Below are 21,083 nucleotides of genomic sequence, written 5' to 3'. Positions count from 1 at the left end.
ATTAGGAAGCAATCGCTCTGGAGTTTATACTTCCTAATATGATAAACAAGCCCCGCGCGGGCGGGGTCCTGCTTAACCGATGACTTTGACTACATTGCCTTCGCTGTCCTTGATCTGCGTCTTCACGATCTGGATAGCAGCCCCCTTCACAAAAGGCAGCGGAACGACGCTTTCCTTCGGTGCCAGCAAACGGCTCAGCTCAGAAGCGGCTTGATCGTCCAGCGCAATTCGCACCTCGCCTCCCTCGGCTTTCAGCTCCGGCTTCTGCCCGGGCTCAAAGACGACGCGGGTGTCAGGTCCGACGAGCGTGAGCGAACGGCCCTTTAAAATCCGGCCAAGCAGCAGCTTGGCAATAATTCCGGCCTGCTTGGCTCCCATTTTCACGACGGAAGGCTGCTTGCTGAACCAACCGCTCTTTCCCGGTTCCCAGGCCAGCTGATCTACAAACAAAAATCCGGTGCTGGATCCTTCCGCTTCCGCGCCCTGCCGGATTTTCTCCGCGACGGGTGGAATGCGCAGCAGGGAGCCACGGGTTAAATCCGTTATGTAATAGGGAATATGCTCCTCGGCAGCCCCGAGAACGCCCAGCGTATTCCAGGTTTGCATCGCTTCGAGCTCATCTCCCGTAATGCCGGTCATCTCCAAAAACTCGACCTGGCCATTCGGCGTCTGGATCGCGGGCAGCTCCGGATCTTCAGCAAAAGCCAAGGCCGTCAGCTGCGTGTCGGCTCCGAGGCAGATCGGCCCGTTGGCATCCAGATAATCGCCCGAACGGAACACGTTTCCGCTGCCAAACACGTACCTGCCCATATTTTGCAGCAGGTTCAAAGCCCACGCCGGCGGCTCCTCCTCATCGGCATCCCGCTGCAGCCGGAATGTCAGCTCAAAGCCGAACCCGCTAACCTCCTGGTCCTCCGACTCTTTTTCATACAATTCCGAGAAGCCGTACGTGACAAAATGCCAATGCGGAATCGGCGATTCCGCTTTGTAGGCGCTGATTCCGTCGAGCGGATCCTGGCCGCCGAGCGCATACGAAATGAGCGTTCCGTAATGCTTTGGCTCCTGACTGCCGTATAATCTTTCAAGCTCCTGGTCGATGGCGTCCCAACCCGGTGCGCCGATTTCTTCGTTCATCATCCTGTCCCCTTCCCATGTGTGCCGAAGCATTTACTTATGTTATTTATTCGAATACTGCGTCATTGAAACGCTGGATTCCCTCACGATGAGACGCGGCTCAAACTCCACCCGCTCATAATCCGGCGGATTGTGCGACTGGATCCGCTTCAGCAGCAGCTCTGCCGCCAGCCGGCCGACTTCGCTGCCCATGATGGACACCGAGCTGATTTGCGGAGTGGTTACGGTCGCCCACAAGTTGTTGTCGATGCCGACCACCGCCACATCCTGCGGTACCCGGATACCAAGCTCCTTGAAGCGGTTAACGATCCCGATCGCCACCATGTCGTTGACGGCGTAAATCGCGTCCGGCATATGTTTCAGGCTGTAAAAATAATCGGCCGCCTGGCGTCCGGTCTCAAACGAAAAATCTTCCCCGAAATAAACCAGCGAAGCATCGACATGCCTAAGCGACTGTTCGTATGCCAGGTACCGTTCTTCAATTTTGTCCTTGGGCGCGCCTGCGTAAGCAATCCGTGCCCGTCCGATCTGGAGCAGATGCTCCATGACCAGCCTTCCTTCCTGGCGGGCGAGCCCCACGATATCCGCCTTTAGATCCGGGCTGAGCTTCTTGCCGTAATTGATGACGGATACCGGGATGCTGGCCTGGTTAATCAGGCTTTCCAACTGCTTGGGATACGCCAGCGGCATCAGGACGAGGCCGTCCACATGAAGCTTCTTGATCTCCCGCAGCGTCTCCAGCTCCAGACGGGCGTTGCCAAGCGTATTAATCTGCACCACCCGGTATCCATGCTGCTTGGCGGCTTGTTCTACCGACCAGGCGATATCCGGAATGATCGCGTTGCGGATGTCCGGCACGGCAAGCGCGATCTGGTGGGTTTGGCGGATTTTGAGGCTTTGGGCCGATGTGTTGGGGACAAAGCCCATTTCATCGATCACCTGCATGATCCTCGCCTTCGTCTTTTCGCTGATTCCCCCGCTGTTGTTGAGCGCCCTGGACACGGTGGCGATGCCGACACCTGCCTGCTTGGCGACGTCCTCAATGGTCACCTTTTTCTTGTTGGACATGCGAATTAATCCCTCTCAATTCGGAATCGTTTCCTATCCGGAAGACATTTTTTTCTTTTTCAGTATATATTATAACATACCCCGCCATACCGATGCCCCTGCTTAGCCGCCTGACGCTGCATTCGCTGCACAATCACAGCTTATTTCTACGACATAGACATGTAAATCTTCCATTCGCAACATGGTTAAAAACACCCGCTTTAGCCCTAAAAAATGATTTGACACGCAGAATAGAATGTGACATCATATGGATCGGAAACGTTTCCTATTTTTCGATATATCGCTCACCATATTATTTACTGCCTGATAGGGAGATGACGGATTCATGCAAGCATTGAGATGGCATGGCGTGAAAGATTTGCGCGTGGAAACGATTGAGGAGCCTTCGGCCCTCCAAGGTAAGGTCAAAATCAAGGTGGAATGGTGCGGCATCTGCGGAAGTGACCTGCATGAATACGCAGCCGGGCCGATATTCATTCCGGAGGGTGCGCCTCATCCATTAACCGGTGAGAAAGCCCCGGTCGTGATGGGACATGAATTTTCCGGCCAGGTTGTGGAAGTCGGCGAAGGCGTGACCCGCTTCAAAGCCGGCGACCGGGTCGTCGTGGAGCCCGTGTTCGCCTGCGGACATTGTGCCGCCTGCAAGCAGGGAAAATATAACCTCTGCGAAAAAATGGGCTTCCTGGGACTCGCCGGCGGCGGGGGCGGCTTCTCCGAATACGTGGCGGCCGATGAGCATATGGTTCATCATATTCCGGACAGCGTTTCCTACGAGCAGGGCGCTTTGGTCGAGCCGTCGGCAGTTGCGCTGTACGCCGTCCGTTCCAGCCGCTTCAAGGTGGGCGACCGCGCGGTCGTATTCGGGGCGGGGCCGATCGGCCTGCTTGTCATCGAAGCGCTGAAAGCGTCGGGTGCTGCGGAAATCTACGCCGTGGAACTATCGCCTGAGCGGCGGAGCAAAGCGCAGGAGCTAGGGGCCATCGCGCTCAACCCTGCAGACGTTGACGTCGTCCAAGAAATCCATCGCCTCACCGAAGGCGGCGCGGACGTTGCCTATGAAGTTACAGGCGTCCCGGCTGTCCTGAACCAAGCGATTCAATCGACGAAAATCAGCGGTCAAATTATGATTGTCAGCATTTTCGAACGGGAAGCCCCGATCCATCCGAACCAGATCGTCATGCAGGAACGCAATATCGCCGGCATCATCGGTTACCGGGACGTGTTCCCGGCTGTAATCAGCCTGATGCAGCAGGGCTATTTCGCGGCCGATAAGCTCGTTACGAAGCGCATTGATTTAAGCGAGATCGTCGAACAGGGTTTTGAGGCGCTGCTGAAAGAGAAAAGCCAAGTCAAAATTTTGGTATCGCCACAACCGTCCAAATAACCGACTGCGAATATTACTGCACCCTAGGTGCTTTTCATAACGAATAAGAAAAACGTCTATCGACGTACCTTCAATGAAGACAGACCGCGTCTAAAGGAAGTTTTTCTTGCGAGATCAGGAAGCGGAGCCTCCGAAACTTAAACTTTCTGATCTCTTCAAAAAAGATCCCTTTGCCGAACATACGGCAGGGGATCTTTGTTATGTTAGCCTTATTGCCGAAGCGCAGCCTGCGTCTCTTGGCTCTTCTCCCGCCGATGATGCAGCATCATCAGAAGAACGGCGCCTGCGAACGCAGCCGCCACAAGCCACACGGGAATCCGCGGATCGAGCTTGTACGCCCAACCGCCGATAATGCCTGCCGGAGACGTAAGCAGCAGGATCAGCACGGACAGCATGGAGAACACTTTTGCCCGTTTGTCATCGTCGATCGCGTTCTGCACGGCTGCTTCCAAATAGGGCGAGCTGATCATCAGCCCTACGGCGGCCAAAATCGTGCTTAGCCCGATCCAGACCAGGTTCGACGTCGGCCACAGCACCAGCATGACGTTTGAAGCGACCGATAGAATGAAACCGGCCATCATCGAGCGGTTCGCCGCGTGCTCCGGAATTTTTGGCATCAGCAGCCACAGCGTCAGCAGCATAATGACGGAGGACACCGCCGGGAACAGGGAAATCAGCCCGCTGTCCACATGCAGGTAATCCGCCATGTACAGCGACAGATACGTCGTTTTCATCGTGGCCTGGAAGTTGAACAAAATGTATACGCTAAAGATCAGCATGAGCGAATTGCTCGTTACAATGTCGCGAATCGCCCCGCCATAATCGATCAGGCTTTCCTTCAGCCCGAGATCGCGGGTTTCTCGCATCTTTCTCTGGCCGATTTCGGTTTCACGCGTCGTCAGATGCCGCCCCACGAACTGAAACGTCATCATCAGGAACGCAAGCACGTACATGATGCGCGTGCCGGACACAAGGCCGTAATGATCCACCAGCAGTCCGCCGAGCGGAGCGAACAGGCCCCCGATCACGCTAATAATCTGCAGCAGCGTAAAGACGTAAGTCCGGTCGGCGGGCTTCGTATCCTCGACGATCAAGCAGTAAAACGCGGTATGCGGCACGCGCTGAAACCCGTTGACGAGCGCCGCCGTGAGGAAGAACCACACATTGTGCGAAACCGCCCACAGGATGGTGGCCAGACTCCAGCTGAACATGTCAAAATACAGGATGGCCGATTTGCGGCCCATCCGGTCGGTCAAATAACCGCTGATAAACGATGAAAACACCTGAACGATCAGGCCGATCGAAGTGATCCAGCCGATGCTGGTTTCGGCGATGCCAAGCTCGTACATATACAGCGTCGCGTAGGTGCTCACCATACTGTACGGAATAAGAAAAAAAGGCTCAAAGGCGAGACAGCCCCTGCTGTTTCCTTTTAAGCGCGGGAATAAAGGTCGTGACATACCATCCTCCGGGTCCTGATGAAATGTAAATGAGTGTGATCGATGCGATTAAGGCAGCTTGCGCCGCGGTTTCTTCGACTGCTGGGGCTGCCAGGCGATCAAGGCACCCGCCTCTCCACAGATTTGATTCACCTGTTCAAGTTTCGCTGGGTCGACTTCCCACATCCACCGTTCTTCGCCCACCCGGTAAAGTATACCATGATCATGGCTGCTCTGTATCCAGTTTTCCAGATTCGTCCCCGCAATCCCGATGTTGAGATGCTCGCCGTTCAGTACATTGGCAGGGTAAACCATTCTCAGCTTGCTGCCGGTATAGCGGGCTTGTCCGTCGTATAAGGCGGGGGTCTCCTTGTTGAAAGCAAACGCTTTTTCATAAGGGAATGCGGTTTTTCCGTTGTCCCCTGCGGCGTAGCTCATCGCATCCGTCATTTTTCTCGCCTCGTATATGATTGCATAAGGAAAGGTGAACTGTTCTGCCATATGGCGCAGCCATTCTTTGAGAACGGAATATGTGTCTTCCGGAGGGCTGTCGCAAAAAGCGGCGATATGCGGGAAACTGCCGTATCCGCTCGTATGATAAGTAAAAGCGGCGTCCCATGGCAAAGTTCCGCGCTGCTGGCTGTACATCCAGAAGGCTTCAGCCTCTCCAGTGCCGATTTTCGCCCGTAATTGCTCCGGGGAGGTTTCCACCAGATCGTGATCGCCTTCATGATCTCCGTGCTCCAAAAGCTCATAGTAACTCGTCCCTGTTACCGCCATGTCGATCTTCTCAAAAAAAGCCTCCCCGGCGGCAAAAGCCTGCATTGCCCCAATCCGTTCCGTATGATACAGTGCAACTCCTGCACACCCCGGCATACCGTTCCCTCCATGATAGAATGTTCGCATTTTTTACTCATTCTAAATCTTCTATATATGTATTCAAATATGTATTCAAAGCTAAAGCTCAAAAAAATATAATTTCTGGACTCGTCAAATTCCTCCGATGTGGGTACTTCTGCTTGAGAATTACATGACCAACTCCACCTTTCATATCCATTTTATCTTTCTATAAACAACAAATATAGCTCCTAAACTGCACCGCTAAAGTAATCTAGATCATGCTTACACTCTGTACATAAAGCTCCTCAGCTTACATTGCTTGTGCCCCTGCTTCAGCAGCTCACGATTGAAGTCCGTTCGGCTCGACCGGTCTGCTGAGCCAGTGCTCATCCGTTTGGACATGATTGTTCCGCACGAATTTGGCCAGGCTTTGCCTGAACTGCTCGTAAGGGAAAGACGATGCCAGCCTCACCACATACCCTTCCTGTTCCCCGCCGCAGCAGGACTTTTTCGTGTAGCACCGTTTGGCTGCTTCTTCGTCCCAAATGCCCCTGTACAGCAGCGGCACCGTAGGTATTCCAAGCCGATCCGCCCAGATTTCCGTCTCATCCCAGGAAAGGCACAGGTTCTGCTCATTCCACACCGAGAACAGCATAAAGTATCCAGGCAGCGCATCGTAAGCGAGCGAATGCTTGGCGTACACATTTTCCCCGCAGAGACGATACCCTTCCGGAATCAAGTACCTGATGCCGCCGTGCAGCGTTTTGACGTAATGCCGGGAAGGATGATCCTTGCTGTCCAGCGATCTCGCGTGAATGAAATCCGGGTACATCGTGGTGTTCTCGCCGTCCATTTTCTCGGTGATCACCACTTCTTTTCCCACGAAATGGTCCGTGCTTCGCAATATTTTGTCATCATCGGTGTATCCTCGTGACCAGGGAAGATGCATCGTTTTCGGATATTTGATTTTCATGAAACCACCTCTTTATTTGCCGTTCGTGTCCGCTTCCGCGAAAAAATACAACCCGGCCAGCAGATCCCCGCCAAGCAAATGATAAATGTTTGACGCTCCTGCGTCTCCCCCGTGAAGAATTTCCATATGAAAGCTGACCATATGCACCACCTTCAACACAAATGCCTCGTCATATCCGAGCTCCTTCAGTACATGACAGGCAATGGCCGCAGAGACATGCTCGTGGCCGAAATAGGAGTAATAGCCGCGGGTTTCCTTCCACACCTTACAGAACGGTTTGCCCGCATCGTGAAACAGCGCCGCATACTGCATCGCCAGCAGGTCATCCCCTTCGTACTGCGCATTGATATAGGCAAGCACGGCGTAGGTGTGCTCAGACAAGGTTTTGGAGTGATAGGGATTCTCCTGGTCGTACCCAAGCATGACAGAAAAATGCGGGGAGGCGCTTAAATAGGCAAAAAGCTCATCGTGACCTGGGCGTTCTGCGAGCAGGTTTTCCAATTGGATTCTGTCCAGCTTCACATCCTCTGAGCTGTGCACGATATGCAGCGCTTGAAAGCCTTCGGCCATGACCGGAAACTCGAAGTTTTTGGCAAATTTCGTCAGCACTGCGTCGTCGATCCGGCGTTTGCGCGTCCCCGCCCGCTGCCTGGCCGTCGCATACGGCGTATCACACACATGGCCTTCGACGGGCACATCCTTGAATTTCTTCAGAAACTTTACACGGCGGTCGCGGCTCACGTTGGTTGCGTCAAATACGACACTTCGGCCCTCCCCGAGCAGACGGTCTATTTCGGCAAAAGCCTCGTCAAACACCAGATACGAATTTTTTTGCCTGGACTCGCTGCCGAACAGCCGCTCCCGGATGGAATCGGTCGAAACCGCCACGGCCCGCTCACGCTTGCACAGATTTTTGGCATAGAAGCTTTTGCCGCTTCCTGGAATGCCGACCAGCATGTGAATCGTACTCATCGTTATCACCTCCCTTCCATAAATGGTTCATTTCCTTCACCATCCTCTTGATAGTCACCTTCCATTCAACACCGGACACCCCATTGATCCCGCATGAAGCGTGCTTGTTGACTTTTACCCGATGGTCCGTGGACCATGAGTGCAACAAAAAAAGCCCTTCCCCGAAAACCGGCCGGGTTCCTGATGAAGGAGGCGCTCTCTTCAATTATATGGGATCCTGCACGCAAAGCACACAGGACCTTGGACGCATCCGGATAACAGGTCTTTATACCCTGCATTGGGTATTGTATAAAAAAACATGACACTTCCATTTATTTAATATATAGTAGGAACATAGGTTCTTATTCCGAGTTTCATCCATGATTATATTCGAGGAGGATAACCATCCATGGGAAATCATGCGGCGGGTTCACAAGTACAGATCAGGCCCTGGTCGGAAGACCATTTGCATTTGGAGCTGCTCTATCGTTTGAATGTTCCAGAGATGCTGGAACATCTGGGCGGCCCGGAAAGTGACGAGCAGGTTGAGAAGCGCCATAAGCGATATGTTAAGGTTCAGTCCCTCGGGAGCGGCTGCATGTATAGCATATGGCTGGCAGATCATCCGGTGCCAATAGGCAATGCGGGATTTTGGGAGAGTGGTTGGCAGGGATCTACCATTTATGAGATCGGCTGGGGCGTCCTGCCTTCCTTTCAGCAGCGGGGCATTGCATCGGCCGCGACAGCAGCTGTGATCGAGCAGGCGAAACAGCAGAAGAAGCACCGATTTATGCACGCTTTTCCGTCCGTGGATAACCCGGGTTCCAATGCGATTTGCCGGAAGCTCGGCTTCGCTTTCATGGGGGAATGTGATTTTGAGTACCCGAAAGGCAGCTTTATGCACTGCAATGACTGGCGCTTGGATCTGGAATCGGGCGTCTGATACGGAAGCAAGAAAGCGGCCATCGCCCATCCTTTGAAGGATGGAGGCCGCCTCCCTGCTAACGTCCGTGGTATTAGTTAAGCGCTGCTTCGATGCCTGTCAGCAGTTGGGCCAGTTCTTTCTGGAGCGGCTGGGATATACGAGTCATCGGCAGCCGAAGGTGATCTGAAGCAATCACACCCTGATTAGCCAGCACCCATTTGATCGGAGCGGGATTCGGTTCCTGGAACAGTTTGCGGATGAGCGGGACGACACGGTCAAAAGATCGTTTGCCTTCCATAACCCTCCCCTTTTGCACCAGGTCATGGACCTCAATAAAGATATCTGTGTACAAGTTGGCCGAAGCCAGAATTCCCCCGCTCGCCCCTTGGCTGAGCTTGGCATGGTAGTACAGGTCGTCACCGCATAACACCGCCCCCGCATCTTGACGAGTCAACTCGGTAACCAGTTCCAGGCCGTCGGAGCTGTCTTTCATACCGATCACACCTTCCATCTCCATAATGGTTTTGGCCGTATGCATCGTTAAGCGGACCCCGGTACGGGCAGGGATCTCATAAGCAATAACCGGTACACCGACTTCGGTCACACGGCGAAAATGCTCAATGATCCCTTCCTGCGACGGTTTACTGTAATAGGGAACCACAACGAGGACTGCATCCGCCCCCAAGGCGGCAGCCTGCTCCGTCCGCTGTATGGTCGTCAACGTGTCGTTGGTTCCCGTTCCGATGATCACCGGGATGCTTCGATGCTTTTCTTTCAAAATCTGCTGCGTGGCCCGGGTGAGCTGTACGACTTCGTCCCAGCGTACCGTCGGGGCCTCTCCAGTCGTCCCGTTTATGATCAAGCCGTTGATATGATGCTCAGCCAGCTTTTCCACATAACGGGTGTATGATGCCAAATCAAGCTCTCCGCTTGGCAAAAATGGCGTGACCACAGGAACCAAAACGCCATGCAGTTCATCTCTTCCGATCATTTTTGATGACCTCCTCTATAGGTTGTGCCTCTAATTTAGCATAGGAATTATTATCAGTGTTATCTATAATAGTTGATGAGCATCATCGATAATATTGATAGCATGGAGATGAATAGCATGGACCTGACGTACTTTCATACCTTTCGCGAGGTCGCGCACCGCAAAAGCTTTACCCGGGCGGCCGAAGAGCTGGGATATGCGCAGTCGAGTGTAACGGCGCAAATACAGAAGCTGGAGAAAGCATACGATACGCAGCTGTTCGAACGTTTCGGCAAGGGGGTTCGGCTGACCTCCTCCGGGGAAGAGCTGCTTAAACTTACGGTACAAATGCTTGATTTGTTCGATGAATCGAAGGAGAAGCTTCGGACCGAGGGAGGCGGCACGATCTCCGTCGGAACGATGGATTCCCTCGCCGCTTACTTTCTTCCCCCGCTGGTCCAACAGCTGCGCAAGCAGTACGAGGGATTGTCCATCCGATTATGGACGGACCGGGAGGACCTTCTCGTCCAGAGGGTCAAAGAGGGAGATTTGGACATCGGCCTGATTCTCGATAACGAACCGGAGGATCCGGCGCTTCATTGGCAGACGGTCCGCGAGGAACCGCTCGTTCTCATTGCAGGGCCGGGACATCCCCTGGCAGATCGAGAGATCATCCGTCTTCAAGATCTGTATGATGCCGAGTGGATTCTGCCGGAAGAAACCTGTAATTACCGGGTGATGCTGGAGAAGCTTCTGAAGCAGCATGGAATCCCATGCCGGCTCGGCTTGGAGCTGGGAAACCCCGAAGCGATCAAACGCTGCGTCATGGCGGGCTCAGGAATCTCCCTCTTGCCCCGCATGGCGGCAGACGATGAAATCCGCAGAGGGCTGCTCGCCCCACTTCCCTTCAACCATCCCGATCTGCGGCTCAGCCTGCAGCTGATGACCCATCCGAAGAAGTGGATCTCCCGGGCACTCGGTGATTTTATCGAGTTGGTCAAGAAGTCGCCGTAAGCCCATCTTGGCTGTTCACTATTCCCCAGACCGAGCTGTAAGCCGTCCGCAGCAAGTCGATCTCCATGTTCCCGGCACCCAATACTCCATGATCACCTGAGCGCGGCGAATTCCTTTAACTTTCGAGGATACAGCAAAAAAAACGCACTCAGGCAGCGTCCAATCGCTTCCTTGTGCGTTTTTCACTATAATCAATTGGATATGATTATGACCGAATCGTCTTTAAAGCCGTGGACCAGGCAATCACTTGATCCAGCATGCCGTTGACATTTTTATGATGCAGCTCGGCCGGCTTGAAGGTTCTAAAGCTTTCGAAATCGGTAAAGAGCGACAGTGTCGGGTGAATGCGGACGTCCGCCACGTTCAGCTCCCCAAGAATGCCGCGCAGATGCTCGGCCGCCCGTGCGCCTCCAGTAGACCCGTAGCTCACGATGCCTGCCGCTTTATTCCCCCACTCATCCCGCAGCAGGTCGATCGCATTTTTCAATACACCGGAAATGCTGTGATTATACTCCGCGGTGACGAACACAAATCCGTCCATGCGGCCGATGACCGCGGCCCAGTTTTGGATGGCGTCCTCTCCGCCAGGATGTCCGAGGAACGGCAGCGGATAATCCGCCAAATCGATCAGGTGGTACTCCGCATCTCCACGCCCGTCGGCCAGCTCCTTGAGCCATGTTCCGACCTGCGGGCTGACCCGCCCTTCCCTAGTGCTGCCGAGGATGATTCCAATATTCAAGTGTGATTGTTCCATTTCTAGATCTCTCCCCATATTCATAAATTTCCGCGTGTCCTGTAACCTGCCTGTAAACCCGGACCGGTACTTTTATCTTATAGCGGCTTGAAGACGAAAGATAATATCAATTCCGGCATGGCTATATATATTTCGGTCTATGGGTGGTTGATGCAAAAAAAAACAAACGCCTGTGCAGAGCACTGGTGGCTCTGCCTAAGCGTTTATCTGGCAGTGTAATCGGATCTATTTGCGGATCTCATAAAATTGGCATTCTTTACGCGAGTGGTAAGTAACATCACTCACACCGGACTGGGTAATCACCGTGGAGTCGGTGAACCGGATGATCCGCGTATCTGAATCGATCAAATGGTCATCTTTAAATACGCGTATGGGAAGCTTCCTGCGCTCGGCCTCCTGCAGATCCGCTTCCGTCAGAAGCTCTCGAATCGTTGCCATGAATTACGGGTTCTCCTTTGGATATGAATTAGATACGATCACGGGTGCTCGCTCTTCCTTTATTGTAGCCGTTCATGACATAAATGGAAATGGCTGAAGCCGTTAGGAACGATGGAAGCAGGAACCTGCAGGCTCAGACAACGTAACCGGACCAGTTCTTCACGCTTACGCACAGGTTTTTTCCGGAACCGCTGCAGAATCAGCTGGAGCCGGGGTCTTTTTCAAATATGGAATCAGCGACAGCAGGCCAAGCACGGCCAGAACCGCACCAACCCACAACGGTGATGCCAGGCCGTAGCCATGATCGATCGTCAGCCCGCCAATAGTGGAACCAACGACAATGCCGAAATTGACGACCGAGACGTGGAACGTATTGACGAGCGAGCCACCGTTCGAAGCTCTGGCCACTCGGGTCACCATGGGAGGATTCATGGATACCCCGACCAGGCCGATCACGATGACGGCGATAACCGCAACGACCTGGTGTGCGGCAAATAGGCCGAACATGAGCAGCGCGCCCGTAAGCATGACTAGGCCGATGGTCATAATCGGCATCATGTACCGATCGGCCAGTCTGCCGGTGATGGTGTTGCCGATGACCGTTGCCACCCCGTAAACCCCGAGTAGAAGCGGCACCATGGATGCGCTGAAACCCGCTACATCGGTAAGTATAGGTGAAAAGTAACTGAATGCCGCAAACGTCGCCCCGATGATCAGCATGCTGGTTGCGAAGGCAGCCCATAAATGCCGGTTCTTAAATGCAGCGAGTTCGCCGCGGAGACTGATCGATTCAGCCTCTTCCTCGGGTGATTTCGGGATCAGCAGGAGACCCATTATTCCCGAAATCAGCACAAGGAAGACGACGGCCCAGAAGCTCGCCCGCCAGCCGAGATACTGGTCGAACAGCATGGCGGCGGGCAGCCCGACGGCGGTTGCGACCATCAATCCGCCAAGGACGATCGAGGCGGCACGGCCACTTGCTTCCGGACGAACCAAGGTGAGCGCAATCGCGATGGACACGCCGAAGCAGGCCGACGAGGCAACCCCGGAAATAATCCGGGCCGCCATCATAAGTTCATAGTTCGGCGCGAGCGCTCCCAACGTCTGCCCAATCAGAAACACGGTGGACAATGCAAGGAAGGCTTTTTTGCGCGGCACTTTTAACAATCCGACTGTCAACAGAGGCCCGCCGATAATCATCCCCGCAGCATAAGCGGATATCAGATATCCGATGGCGGCGACAGATACCCCAAACTCATCAGATAGCGACGGCATGATTCCCGCCACCATAAATTCGGAAGTCGTCATGGAGAAAATCATCAGTCCCAATACATAAATCGCAAGCGGCAATGCAAACAGCTCCTTTATCCAATATTTTTGTAACAATTAGTACAAAATTAGGCGCAGGGATCTCTTGAGCTTCTTATCTTGTTATCTCAGCTAGGTTTCTCCACTGATGCTCCTCTGTACTTCCTTTGCAGATCCACTGTATCTCCCTTGTATGTCCTCTCCATCTCCTCTGCAAATCCTCTCATCTTCTGTAAGCCCTCTATGTCTCCTCTGCAGCTGCTCTGTGTCATAACTGTATTTCCTCTTGCTCACATCCTTGCTTATGCCTCACCTCCATTTTTCAATCGGTTATAACTTTGCGGCTCATTTTACATCCCACTTTTGTAACAACCAGTACAAAATTATTCAAAAAACACAGCCGCGCCAATCGCGTGAACATCGTCCAGCGCAAAGCGGCAGCTCTAATACGAACACAACAGCAAACAATGATCTAGATAGACTATATAATAGATTCTGCTAAAAAATGGCCGCAAGCGTGCCGTCAATAATCTGCCGGGCCAACGCACGGTTCATGGTCCCCGGATAAATCACACGCAGGCCATAACAGCAGCTGAGGAACAGAGCCGTCAGCTCCGATGTATCCCGTTCACTGGAAATTTCGCCGGCGGACTGCCCTTCGCGAATCGTTTTCTCGAGAGCCTGCTCCAGCAGCGCCACATGCTGTTTGAAGATCCGCTCAACAGTCGGGTCAGTCTTTCCACGCTCTACCGACGCGTTAATAAGCAAACATCCACGGTCCTTGGCTGTCGAGCCCTCCCGGATTTCCCATTCCAACAGCTCTTGCAGCCGCTCCTTTACCGGAGCGTCGGTGTTCAGGATTTCCAATTGCGCCTCAATCCCCACCTGATGGTACCGGATCAGCGCCTGCTCATACAGCTCATGCTTGCTCCCGAAGGCATTATACAGGCTTCCTCTGCCGAGCCCGGTTTCCTTGCATAAATCGTCTGTCGAGCAGGCCCCGTATCCCTGTGACCAAAACACCTCCACAGCGGCATCGATGACGGCTGTGTCTTTGAACTCACGGGGTCTACCGCTTTTACTCATGTTTAGGCATCCCTTTCGTAGGTTTGATTGGATTGATTCTTAGCTTAATCAATTCTGTACTGTTCTGTCAAATATTATTTTTCTAATAATATCCATTCCGTCACAAAAACGACACCAAACATGCGTTGCACCCAAGAGCGTTTTCCTATAGCATAAATTTCCGAACGCAGTTCGACTACTGGAACAGCCGTGATTCGAACATTATCGCCAAACGGAGCGGAGTATTTTGCCATGTCAAAAAGCAAGCGCTATTATGCCCTGATGCTAATCGTTGTGATCGCCTTTATTTTATACGTCGCCTATGTGCAGATCATTCAGGATCCCCAGGCCTCGGCATTTCTCGGCTTCAAAACGGACCTGAACCATCCCCTGAACCCTAAGCTGTGGCTGATCGTCATGAGGATTCATGCCGGATTGGCCTGCTTGGCCATGATCTGCGGAGCCGTCAACTTTGCGGACCGGATCCGGATCAGACACGTAAAATTCCACCGGTTCAACGGATATTTATATGTCATTTTCGTCATGCTGGTTGGCCTCACCTCAGGTTATATGGCACCAGTCGCCACGGGAGGAAGGTCAGTCAGCATTGCCTTTAACCTGTTAACGATGCTATGGCCGGCATTCACAGTGATCGCTGTAATTCAGATCCGGAAAAAGCAAATGGCCAGCCACCGGAAATGGATGGTTCGCAGCTATGCTTTCTGCTTTACAAACCTGGTTGTCCACGTCCTCACGTGGACGATCCGCACGCTTGCCGGAAGTCCGTACCCGGTCAGCTACCGGATCAGCGTGTTTATTACGATTCCTTTGCTGCTTCTCATCGCAGAGCTTGTTATTCGCACTGCGTGGCCAGGGCCAGCCGGTCCCCGGCGTTCTGCCGGCAACAATAAACCGTAAGCGAAAAAAACCGCCAGATGGCGGTTTTTCTCTTCTTGTTCCTGCAAATCCCCGTGCAAACAACGGTAATTTCAGTTTGAAAGCTATTCGTTCTCGATCGAATTCAGCGCTGCAAACGCCAGTGGTCCAAAACCTTCAGAAGCTTCCCTCTGCGGCTGTGTGACATGAAAAACAAATCCGCTGCCGTCAAGCTCCTTCACGATATATTCATGGGTTCCCGAAGAATCGAATGCCGTCAAAAAAATAAGCGCGTCCTTCATCGGACCGGTAAGGTCTGCCGCCCCAAGCTTCTTGATTTCGCCATGCGGCTTAAGCTCTTCCTTCCCCTGCGACTCCAGCTGGTCCAAATTGAAATCTGCAGGCAGCTTCTCAATACGGACCGAGTACTCGTGGTCAACGTTCATATACAGCAGATGCTTGCCCGCATCAAAAGAAAACTGTTCGGGAATATACAGCGAATACCCTTCTGCCTGAACAAGCTTGGCGGGGCGCACTTCGTCGTTGCCTTCCAAGGTAACCTCCAGCTTGCCCTCGGCAGGGCGCTTACTTACACTGCCGCTGCTCGCGGATGATTTAGAGTCCCCTGAATCAGATTGGCCGCCGGTCGAAGCACTGGAAGATGAATCCTTGCCGGATGTATCGCTCTCGGCTCCTTGGCCTGTTCCTTGCACGCTGTCCGATTTTTTAATTTCGGTCAATACGAGCTGCTTTAGCGTATCCTCGCCTTCAATAGCCTTTTCCTCATATTTGTATTGGACTTGGTCCTGCTCCTGCAAATCGGCTATCGCTTGATCCAGCCCGTCACTCAATTGAAAAGCGGTAGGCTTGCCGTCAACCACAATCTCCACCGTATGCGGATCAGCCTGGCCGGTATACGTACCGGTTCCTTCCTTCACGGTTGGCACCTGTCCAGCATTCCCGGGCTGGGTTGACGAATTGTTCTGCTCATCCGTCTGGTCTGGCATCCCCGGCGCCGTTTCCTGTTTGTCACTGCATGCGGTTACCGCAACAGCTATAGCCAGCGCCAGCAGAATCGAACTGATTTTAATCGTATTCTTCATGCTGCACCTCCGTTACCATCTTAGACGGACGGAGGCAGCTTCAGGTTTCAATAAATTCGATAGTCTTGATAAAAATATCAAATTGGACGGGTCGTACGAGACAGAACCCCGCTGCTTCATAAGCACATTATTCGCTTTTTCGCTTACTTGCTTCTTCCTCCAGTCCTTGAAAACCGGATCATCGACCAAATGATCAGCACGATAAGTACGACGATGCATACGCCGATACTAAGCCGGTTCTGCGCATCGAACAAAAACATGGCCGCGATCACCGCCAAGCAGGCCACGACGGCAGACGTAACATAAGGGTACCCCCAAACCTTAAAGGATGGCTCCACCGGATACGACTTCCGCAGCTTGATTTGTGCCAGGGAGATGCAAATCCAGACCAGCAGGACGCAAAATCCCGGAACAGCCATTAACACGCGGAACAACTGATCCTGCGCAAACATGCCGAGCATGGATCCCAATATCAAAATTACAGCACACAATAACAGCGTATTTACCGGGATACCCCTCCGGTTCGTGCGGGCAAGAGCCGGCGATGCTTCACCGGCTGCAGCCATGGAGTGGAGCATGCGTGAAGCTCCGTAAATTCCCGAGTTGGCTGCGGAAAGCACTGCTGTAACCAGAATAAAATTCATGAGATCCGCCGCTCCGGACAAGCCGGTCGCAGTCAGTACCTGGACAAAAGGACTCGACTCGGGGCCAAGCTGGTTCCAGGGAATCAGCCCGCATATCACGAGGATCGGCAGCGTGAAAAATAATATGATCCGCAAAATAAAATTGCGCACCACTTTGGGCAGCACCTTTTCGCTGTTTTCCGTTTCCGTCAATGTCAACCCGATCAGTTCCGAGCCCCCGTAGGAAAACATAACCACCAGCAAAGCGGAAAAGATGGACGTCCATCCGTTGGGCAGAAATCCTCCGGCCGCCGAGTAGTTATGCAGATACGGCGTGTTGCCGCTCGGAATGATCCCGAAGATTAAGCATGTCCCTAAAACGATAAAGACGATAATCATGGCGATTTTGATCCCCGCCAGCCAAAATTCGAACTCGCCGAAGCTTCCCACGCTCATCAGATTAATCAAAATAATGAAGGCTGCGCTGGCTAGACTAAGCAACCATAACGGTACCCCGGGAAACCAATACTGCAAAAAGCTGCCGGCCGCTATAATCTCAATGACGCACACGGAAAGCCACAGGAAGCAGTACATCCACCCCATAATAAAGGATACTCTCTCGCCAAAGGCCTCACGGACGAAGTCCTTCATATTTTTACCCGGGTAAACCGTAGCCATTTCCGCCATGGCTCCCATGACAACGAGCAGCAGCAGCCCGGCGAAGACGTAAGAGATAATGACGCCCGGTCCGGCAAGACCGATCGTTTCGGCACTGCCTTTAAAGATACCGGTGCCGATGACTCCGCCCATGGCCATCAAGCTGATGTGCCTTGGTTTTAATTTTTTCTGCAATGAAACCCCATCTGGTTGTGACATCAAATATCCTCCTGCTGAATCTTGTTGTATTAGAACAAAAACCATAAGTTCAAGTATAACATTTTGCTTAAGCAACCTGATAGAAATTTAGCCGAATTTCTGCATTTGCTTCACGATTCTTTATGATTTTTAAACAAAATTTAACCAGAAACCGATCATACTTATGCTATGATGTACATTCAGCCGATGGCAAGGCCGATAGAAAACATAAAGAAATTAAGGCGGTGCAGTTTAGTCGTGTTTCATTCGTATGTATTTCCAATCTCGTATGCATTTCTGTCTTTTCCCTTTGCGGCACTATTTTTTACTATCCCCTTCATGGTCGTCCAGTACCGCAGACACGGTTATATCCATAAAATCAGGGCGTTTGTACTGTACCTGTTCCTGCTGTACCTGCTCAACGCACTGTTTCTGGTCATCCTTCCGCTGCCGTCTTCACGGCACAATCCCGCCATGGCCGGAGGGGCGCTTCAGCTGGTGCCGCTGAATTTCATTCACGACATCCTGAAAGAAACGTCCGTCGTGTCTTCGCAGCCCTCGACGTACCTGCGGCTGCTGACGGAACGCGCCTTCCTTCAAGTAGTGTTCAACGTGTTTCTTACCGTTCCGTTCGGTATGATCCTCCGTTATTATTTCCGGACGGGATGGAAACTTTCCATTCTGCTGTCGTTTTTGCTGTCGCTGCTGTTTGAGACGACCCAGCTCACCGGAATATTCGGGTTCTACGATCACCCGTACCGGGTATTCGACGTAGATGACCTGATCACTAACACGCTCGGCGGTTTGCTTGGATTCTTGGCAGCCGAATGGTTATCCGGCCTTCTTCCCCGCATTGAGCATTTGGATGCCAATATCGACCGGGCCGCCAAACGGGTGACCTATACGCGGCGGGGAATCGCCTTTATGGCGGACGGGATCGTCTGGGCGATCCTGCTTGGCATTCTGCATATCCTGCATGTACCGGCTTCCTTCTGGGTTGCGACAGGAATGTATTTCATGCTGGTACCTTGGCTGACGGGAGGTCTGACTCCCGGCAAATGGCTTGTCCGCATCCGTCTCACCGATGGAGGGGAGCGAATCTCCCTTAAATCGCTTGTGGTTCGATATGGAATTCTCTATTGGCTGTTTTTTGGAGCCAACCGGGTTCTGGCCGGCTCCCTTGACACCGTTCCGCCGATCCTTCGCATGATCCTGGGACTCATCGTGTTCGCCATGAATACCGCCTTTTTTATTCATGTCGTCATCTGCGTATTTAAGAAGGAGCCACAGCTGTTCTATGAAAAATGGAGCAAAACCCGGCATGTTATCCTATGGCAGCCAGCCGCAGCACCCGAACCGGAGAAAAAGGAGTAGTTCCCCCTAGCAAAACGTACTTCTCAAGAACATATCACGTTTATTCTTTAAGACTTGGGGAGTTTCGTTTCCGCTGTCCGGATGACGGAATCGATCTGCTTCTCCCATTGGTAAATTTGATTGAGGGAAGCGCTGATTTTACCAAGCTCCTTATACATTACGGTCAGCTCAGCCGTGGCTGTGATCGCGTTCCCGAGCTTGACTGCCGCTTTATACCGCTTGTCCGACGCGCTCCGGGTGCTGTTCGCTGCCGTAATCTTCTTATTCTCGGCAGTCACCTGCTTCCTTAACGTTTGGACCTGCGCCAACGTATCCTTCACTGCCTTGGCTTTGGCCGAGGCTTCCTTCTTGGCGGCAGCGAGCGCATCCTTACGGCTCTTGATTTCCGCACGGGCCGCACTGGCCGAGGCCTTGATCTGGTTGCGCTTCAGATCGTACTGAAGCGCGGCCTTCTGGTCCTTGCGCTTTCTCGCATCCGCCGCCTTCTTCCCAAGGTCTGTATACTCATTAAGCAGCGGCTGATATTTCTTCTGAGCCTGATCAGCTTCGGATTTCAGCTTGTCGATCTTGACTTTGTCGATCCCCTGCACCTTCGCATTGACAGACTTTAACCGGTCATCATTCTGTTTCCGGAGCACTTGAATCTGCTGCTTCTTCAGCTTGTTGGCCTCATCCAGCGCCTTATAGCTGTCATGAAGCACGCCTATACTCTGCAAAGCGGCGTCCCAAGCACTGTCCGATGCGGCATCCGCCTTAGCCGGACCCAGCATGAACAACACGACCGTACAGCATAAAACCGTCAACAAGCTGTTTTTCCATAAAACTTTTACACACGACATCTTCATCTCCCCCAAATCATCAAAATTCATAATAAATGGACAAAAAAAAGCACCCTGCAAGCAAGGCATGACGCCTTTCCTGCAGGGTGCTTCTCCCGCTTCCATTAACTATGTTGAACCCACTATATCGCTATTTCACACGGTTGTCAATAAATTCCTGGAACATTTGTTCCTCTTTTTTTGGCCGAATCCGGTTGTCGTGATTACTGACCGACCATCCCGCCGTCTACCGTGTACAGGGAACCTGTAACGAATGAAGCTTCATCGGAGAGGAGAAAGTTCATTACCGCCGCTACTTCCTGCGGCTCGCCGTAACGGCCCATCGGTGTTGCCGCTTCATTGGCGGCTTTGTAGGCTTCCGCATTACCGGAGTTCGCCTCGATCTGCCGCATCATCCGGGTGTTGATCGTTCCCGGCAGAACCGCGTTAACCCGGATGCCCAGCGAAGCCAGCTCGTTGGCAGCAACGCGAGTCAAGCCGATCACGGCATGCTTGGACATAATGTATGGGGCCACTCCTGGCGCGCCCATCAGGCCTGCAAGCGAAGACGTATTCAATATTGCTCCGGAATTCTGCTTTTTCATAACTGGAATAACGTAATGCAGCCCCAGGAACACCCCGCGGACATTGACGTTATATACCAGATCAAGCGCTTCCACGGATTGCTCTTCGATCAGCCCGGTTGGACCCTCAATTCCTGCATTGTTCGCAAAGTAATCGATGGTGCCGAATTTTTCAACAGCACGGTTCACATAGTTCTGCACGTCCTGCTCTTTGGATACGTCGGCAGCGATCGCCAGTGAATTGGTATCGTTCAGGCCAAGCTCCTCAACGACGCTCTTGACCGCATCTTCCTTCAAATCGACCAGGACGAGGTTCAGCTTGCGCTCGGCCAAACGCCGTGCCAGCTCTTTCCCGATTCCGCCGGCCGCGCCGGTAATGACTGCCGTTTTCGTTTGTGTTTGACTCATACTGAATCGCTTCCTTTTCAACAAAGTTTATAAAATGATTTATGGGCTTTATAGCTCATGTCTGCTACATATATAGGTTACACCCTTATTAATTGTTCACACAATAATCATATTTTGAAATAATGTCATCTATCCAACAGGTTGACGCCGTATGTCACCGAACCATGACAATCTTGAAC

General features: G+C 52.5%; 20 protein-coding genes. 5 read left to right on the top strand and 15 right to left on the bottom strand.

The features are described 5' to 3' along the window. Nucleotides 1-72: 72 nt before the first annotated feature. The gene (locus tag ABID47_RS15055; protein ID WP_354498765.1) at nt 73-1,134 is read right to left on the bottom strand and encodes a suppressor of fused domain protein; all 1,062 of its coding nucleotides are present in this window, start codon (nt 1,132-1,134) and stop codon (nt 73-75) included. 42 nt (nt 1,135-1,176) lie between these two features. Continuing rightward, nucleotides 1,177-2,202, bottom strand: coding sequence for a LacI family DNA-binding transcriptional regulator (locus tag ABID47_RS15050; protein WP_076167468.1), 1,026 nt, complete (start codon nt 2,200-2,202; stop codon nt 1,177-1,179). A 325-nt stretch (nt 2,203-2,527) separates the two neighbouring features. On the opposite strand from ABID47_RS15050, the gene ABID47_RS15045 reads away from it, so the two are divergent. Beyond that, nucleotides 2,528-3,586: a 2,3-butanediol dehydrogenase gene (locus ABID47_RS15045; RefSeq protein ID WP_354497813.1), complete on the top strand. Its 1,059-nt coding sequence runs from the start codon at nt 2,528-2,530 to the stop codon at nt 3,584-3,586. A gap of 209 nt (nt 3,587-3,795) precedes the next feature. On the opposite strand, the gene ABID47_RS15040 is transcribed toward ABID47_RS15045, so the two are convergent. From ABID47_RS15040 to ABID47_RS15025, 4 genes are all read right to left on the bottom strand, one after another. Next, on the bottom strand, nt 3,796-5,046 hold the full coding sequence (locus tag ABID47_RS15040; RefSeq protein ID WP_354497811.1) for an MFS transporter: 1,251 nt from the start codon (nt 5,044-5,046) through the stop codon (nt 3,796-3,798). Between the two features lie 48 nt (nt 5,047-5,094). Next, nucleotides 5,095-5,901: a hypothetical protein gene (locus tag ABID47_RS15035; RefSeq protein WP_354497809.1), complete on the bottom strand. Its 807-nt coding sequence runs from the start codon at nt 5,899-5,901 to the stop codon at nt 5,095-5,097. 304 nt (nt 5,902-6,205) lie between these two features. Beyond that, the gene (locus ABID47_RS15030) at nt 6,206-6,838 is read right to left on the bottom strand and encodes an RNA ligase family protein (protein ID WP_354497807.1); all 633 of its coding nucleotides are present in this window, start codon (nt 6,836-6,838) and stop codon (nt 6,206-6,208) included. Between the two features lie 12 nt (nt 6,839-6,850). Next, a complete protein-coding gene (locus tag ABID47_RS15025; protein WP_354497805.1) occupies nt 6,851-7,810 on the bottom strand; it encodes an AAA family ATPase in 960 nt (319 codons plus the stop codon). Nucleotides 7,811-8,198: 388 nt separating this feature from the next. Between ABID47_RS15025 and ABID47_RS15020 the strand changes: the two genes are divergently transcribed. Then, nucleotides 8,199-8,732: a GNAT family N-acetyltransferase gene (locus ABID47_RS15020; RefSeq protein WP_354497803.1), complete on the top strand. Its 534-nt coding sequence runs from the start codon at nt 8,199-8,201 to the stop codon at nt 8,730-8,732. Nucleotides 8,733-8,805: 73 nt separating this feature from the next. Here ABID47_RS15020 and dapA read toward each other — a convergent pair whose 3' ends face one another. Continuing rightward, on the bottom strand, nt 8,806-9,705 hold the full coding sequence (dapA, locus tag ABID47_RS15015; protein ID WP_354497801.1) for a 4-hydroxy-tetrahydrodipicolinate synthase: 900 nt from the start codon (nt 9,703-9,705) through the stop codon (nt 8,806-8,808). A 117-nt stretch (nt 9,706-9,822) separates the two neighbouring features. Here dapA and ABID47_RS15010 point away from each other — a divergent pair, with 117 nt between their 5' ends. After that, nucleotides 9,823-10,698: a LysR family transcriptional regulator gene (locus ABID47_RS15010; RefSeq protein WP_354497799.1), complete on the top strand. Its 876-nt coding sequence runs from the start codon at nt 9,823-9,825 to the stop codon at nt 10,696-10,698. Nucleotides 10,699-10,903: 205 nt separating this feature from the next. On the opposite strand, the gene ABID47_RS15005 is transcribed toward ABID47_RS15010, so the two are convergent. From ABID47_RS15005 to ABID47_RS14990, 4 genes are all read right to left on the bottom strand, one after another. Next, nucleotides 10,904-11,452 carry an NADPH-dependent FMN reductase gene (locus ABID47_RS15005; protein ID WP_354497797.1) on the bottom strand — a complete coding sequence of 183 codons (549 nt, stop codon included), beginning with the start codon at nt 11,450-11,452 and terminating at the stop codon, nt 10,904-10,906. Between the two features lie 225 nt (nt 11,453-11,677). Further along, nucleotides 11,678-11,890 carry a hypothetical protein gene (locus ABID47_RS15000; RefSeq protein WP_076167490.1) on the bottom strand — a complete coding sequence of 71 codons (213 nt, stop codon included), beginning with the start codon at nt 11,888-11,890 and terminating at the stop codon, nt 11,678-11,680. Between the two features lie 165 nt (nt 11,891-12,055). Then, the gene (locus ABID47_RS14995) at nt 12,056-13,240 is read right to left on the bottom strand and encodes an MFS transporter (protein ID WP_354497795.1); all 1,185 of its coding nucleotides are present in this window, start codon (nt 13,238-13,240) and stop codon (nt 12,056-12,058) included. Between the two features lie 456 nt (nt 13,241-13,696). Continuing rightward, nucleotides 13,697-14,284, bottom strand: coding sequence for a TetR/AcrR family transcriptional regulator (locus ABID47_RS14990; protein WP_354497793.1), 588 nt, complete (start codon nt 14,282-14,284; stop codon nt 13,697-13,699). 231 nt (nt 14,285-14,515) lie between these two features. Between ABID47_RS14990 and ABID47_RS14985 the strand changes: the two genes are divergently transcribed. Next, the gene (locus tag ABID47_RS14985; protein WP_354497791.1) at nt 14,516-15,181 is read left to right on the top strand and encodes a DUF2306 domain-containing protein; all 666 of its coding nucleotides are present in this window, start codon (nt 14,516-14,518) and stop codon (nt 15,179-15,181) included. A gap of 83 nt (nt 15,182-15,264) precedes the next feature. On the opposite strand, the gene ABID47_RS14980 is transcribed toward ABID47_RS14985, so the two are convergent. After that, nucleotides 15,265-16,242, bottom strand: coding sequence for a hypothetical protein (locus ABID47_RS14980; protein WP_354497789.1), 978 nt, complete (start codon nt 16,240-16,242; stop codon nt 15,265-15,267). Between the two features lie 143 nt (nt 16,243-16,385). Continuing rightward, nucleotides 16,386-17,741 (bottom strand): amino acid permease, encoded by a 1,356-nt coding sequence (locus ABID47_RS14975; protein ID WP_251674830.1) that lies wholly within the window; start codon nt 17,739-17,741, stop codon nt 16,386-16,388. Between the two features lie 237 nt (nt 17,742-17,978). On the opposite strand from ABID47_RS14975, the gene ABID47_RS14970 reads away from it, so the two are divergent. Beyond that, on the top strand, nt 17,979-19,094 hold the full coding sequence (locus tag ABID47_RS14970; RefSeq protein ID WP_354497787.1) for a VanZ family protein: 1,116 nt from the start codon (nt 17,979-17,981) through the stop codon (nt 19,092-19,094). A gap of 47 nt (nt 19,095-19,141) precedes the next feature. Here the strand turns inward: ABID47_RS14970 and ABID47_RS14965 are convergent, their stop codons facing one another. Together ABID47_RS14965 and ABID47_RS14960 are read right to left on the bottom strand one after the other, a co-directional pair. After that, nucleotides 19,142-19,933 (bottom strand): hypothetical protein, encoded by a 792-nt coding sequence (locus ABID47_RS14965; protein ID WP_354497785.1) that lies wholly within the window; start codon nt 19,931-19,933, stop codon nt 19,142-19,144. 203 nt (nt 19,934-20,136) lie between these two features. After that, nucleotides 20,137-20,904 (bottom strand): SDR family NAD(P)-dependent oxidoreductase, encoded by a 768-nt coding sequence (locus tag ABID47_RS14960; RefSeq protein ID WP_076167506.1) that lies wholly within the window; start codon nt 20,902-20,904, stop codon nt 20,137-20,139. Between the last annotated feature and the right edge of the window lie 179 nt (nt 20,905-21,083).

It is taken from the genome of Paenibacillus favisporus, from assembly GCF_040545415.1.
GTDB classification, from domain to species: Bacteria; Bacillota; Bacilli; order Paenibacillales; family Paenibacillaceae; genus Paenibacillus_AQ; species Paenibacillus_AQ favisporus.
The sequence above is the reverse complement of the archived record's forward strand: the minus strand, read 5'-3'. Positions and strand labels throughout refer to the sequence as shown.

What these genes read in the sequence shown, in the direction of transcription:
- ABID47_RS15055 (WP_354498765.1), bottom strand. Translation starts at nt 1,134, where the DNA reads ATGAACGAAGAAATCGGCGCACCGGGTTGGGACGCCATCGACCAGGAG.
- ABID47_RS15050 (WP_076167468.1), bottom strand. Translation starts at nt 2,202, where the DNA reads ATGTCCAACAAGAAAAAGGTGACCATTGAGGACGTCGCCAAGCAGGCA.
- ABID47_RS15045 (WP_354497813.1), top strand. Translation starts at nt 2,528, where the DNA reads ATGCAAGCATTGAGATGGCATGGCGTGAAAGATTTGCGCGTGGAAACG.
- ABID47_RS15040 (WP_354497811.1), bottom strand. Translation starts at nt 5,046, where the DNA reads ATGTCACGACCTTTATTCCCGCGCTTAAAAGGAAACAGCAGGGGCTGT.
- ABID47_RS15035 (WP_354497809.1), bottom strand. Translation starts at nt 5,901, where the DNA reads ATGCCGGGGTGTGCAGGAGTTGCACTGTATCATACGGAACGGATTGGG.
- ABID47_RS15030 (WP_354497807.1), bottom strand. Translation starts at nt 6,838, where the DNA reads ATGAAAATCAAATATCCGAAAACGATGCATCTTCCCTGGTCACGAGGA.
- ABID47_RS15025 (WP_354497805.1), bottom strand. Translation starts at nt 7,810, where the DNA reads ATGAGTACGATTCACATGCTGGTCGGCATTCCAGGAAGCGGCAAAAGC.
- ABID47_RS15020 (WP_354497803.1), top strand. Translation starts at nt 8,199, where the DNA reads ATGGGAAATCATGCGGCGGGTTCACAAGTACAGATCAGGCCCTGGTCG.
- dapA (WP_354497801.1), bottom strand. Translation starts at nt 9,705, where the DNA reads ATGATCGGAAGAGATGAACTGCATGGCGTTTTGGTTCCTGTGGTCACG.
- ABID47_RS15010 (WP_354497799.1), top strand. Translation starts at nt 9,823, where the DNA reads ATGGACCTGACGTACTTTCATACCTTTCGCGAGGTCGCGCACCGCAAA.
- ABID47_RS15005 (WP_354497797.1), bottom strand. Translation starts at nt 11,452, where the DNA reads ATGGAACAATCACACTTGAATATTGGAATCATCCTCGGCAGCACTAGG.
- ABID47_RS15000 (WP_076167490.1), bottom strand. Translation starts at nt 11,890, where the DNA reads ATGGCAACGATTCGAGAGCTTCTGACGGAAGCGGATCTGCAGGAGGCC.
- ABID47_RS14990 (WP_354497793.1), bottom strand. Translation starts at nt 14,284, where the DNA reads ATGAGTAAAAGCGGTAGACCCCGTGAGTTCAAAGACACAGCCGTCATC.
- ABID47_RS14985 (WP_354497791.1), top strand. Translation starts at nt 14,516, where the DNA reads ATGTCAAAAAGCAAGCGCTATTATGCCCTGATGCTAATCGTTGTGATC.
- ABID47_RS14980 (WP_354497789.1), bottom strand. Translation starts at nt 16,242, where the DNA reads ATGAAGAATACGATTAAAATCAGTTCGATTCTGCTGGCGCTGGCTATA.
- ABID47_RS14975 (WP_251674830.1), bottom strand. Translation starts at nt 17,741, where the DNA reads ATGTCACAACCAGATGGGGTTTCATTGCAGAAAAAATTAAAACCAAGG.
- ABID47_RS14965 (WP_354497785.1), bottom strand. Translation starts at nt 19,933, where the DNA reads ATGTCGTGTGTAAAAGTTTTATGGAAAAACAGCTTGTTGACGGTTTTA.
- ABID47_RS14960 (WP_076167506.1), bottom strand. Translation starts at nt 20,904, where the DNA reads ATGAGTCAAACACAAACGAAAACGGCAGTCATTACCGGCGCGGCCGGC.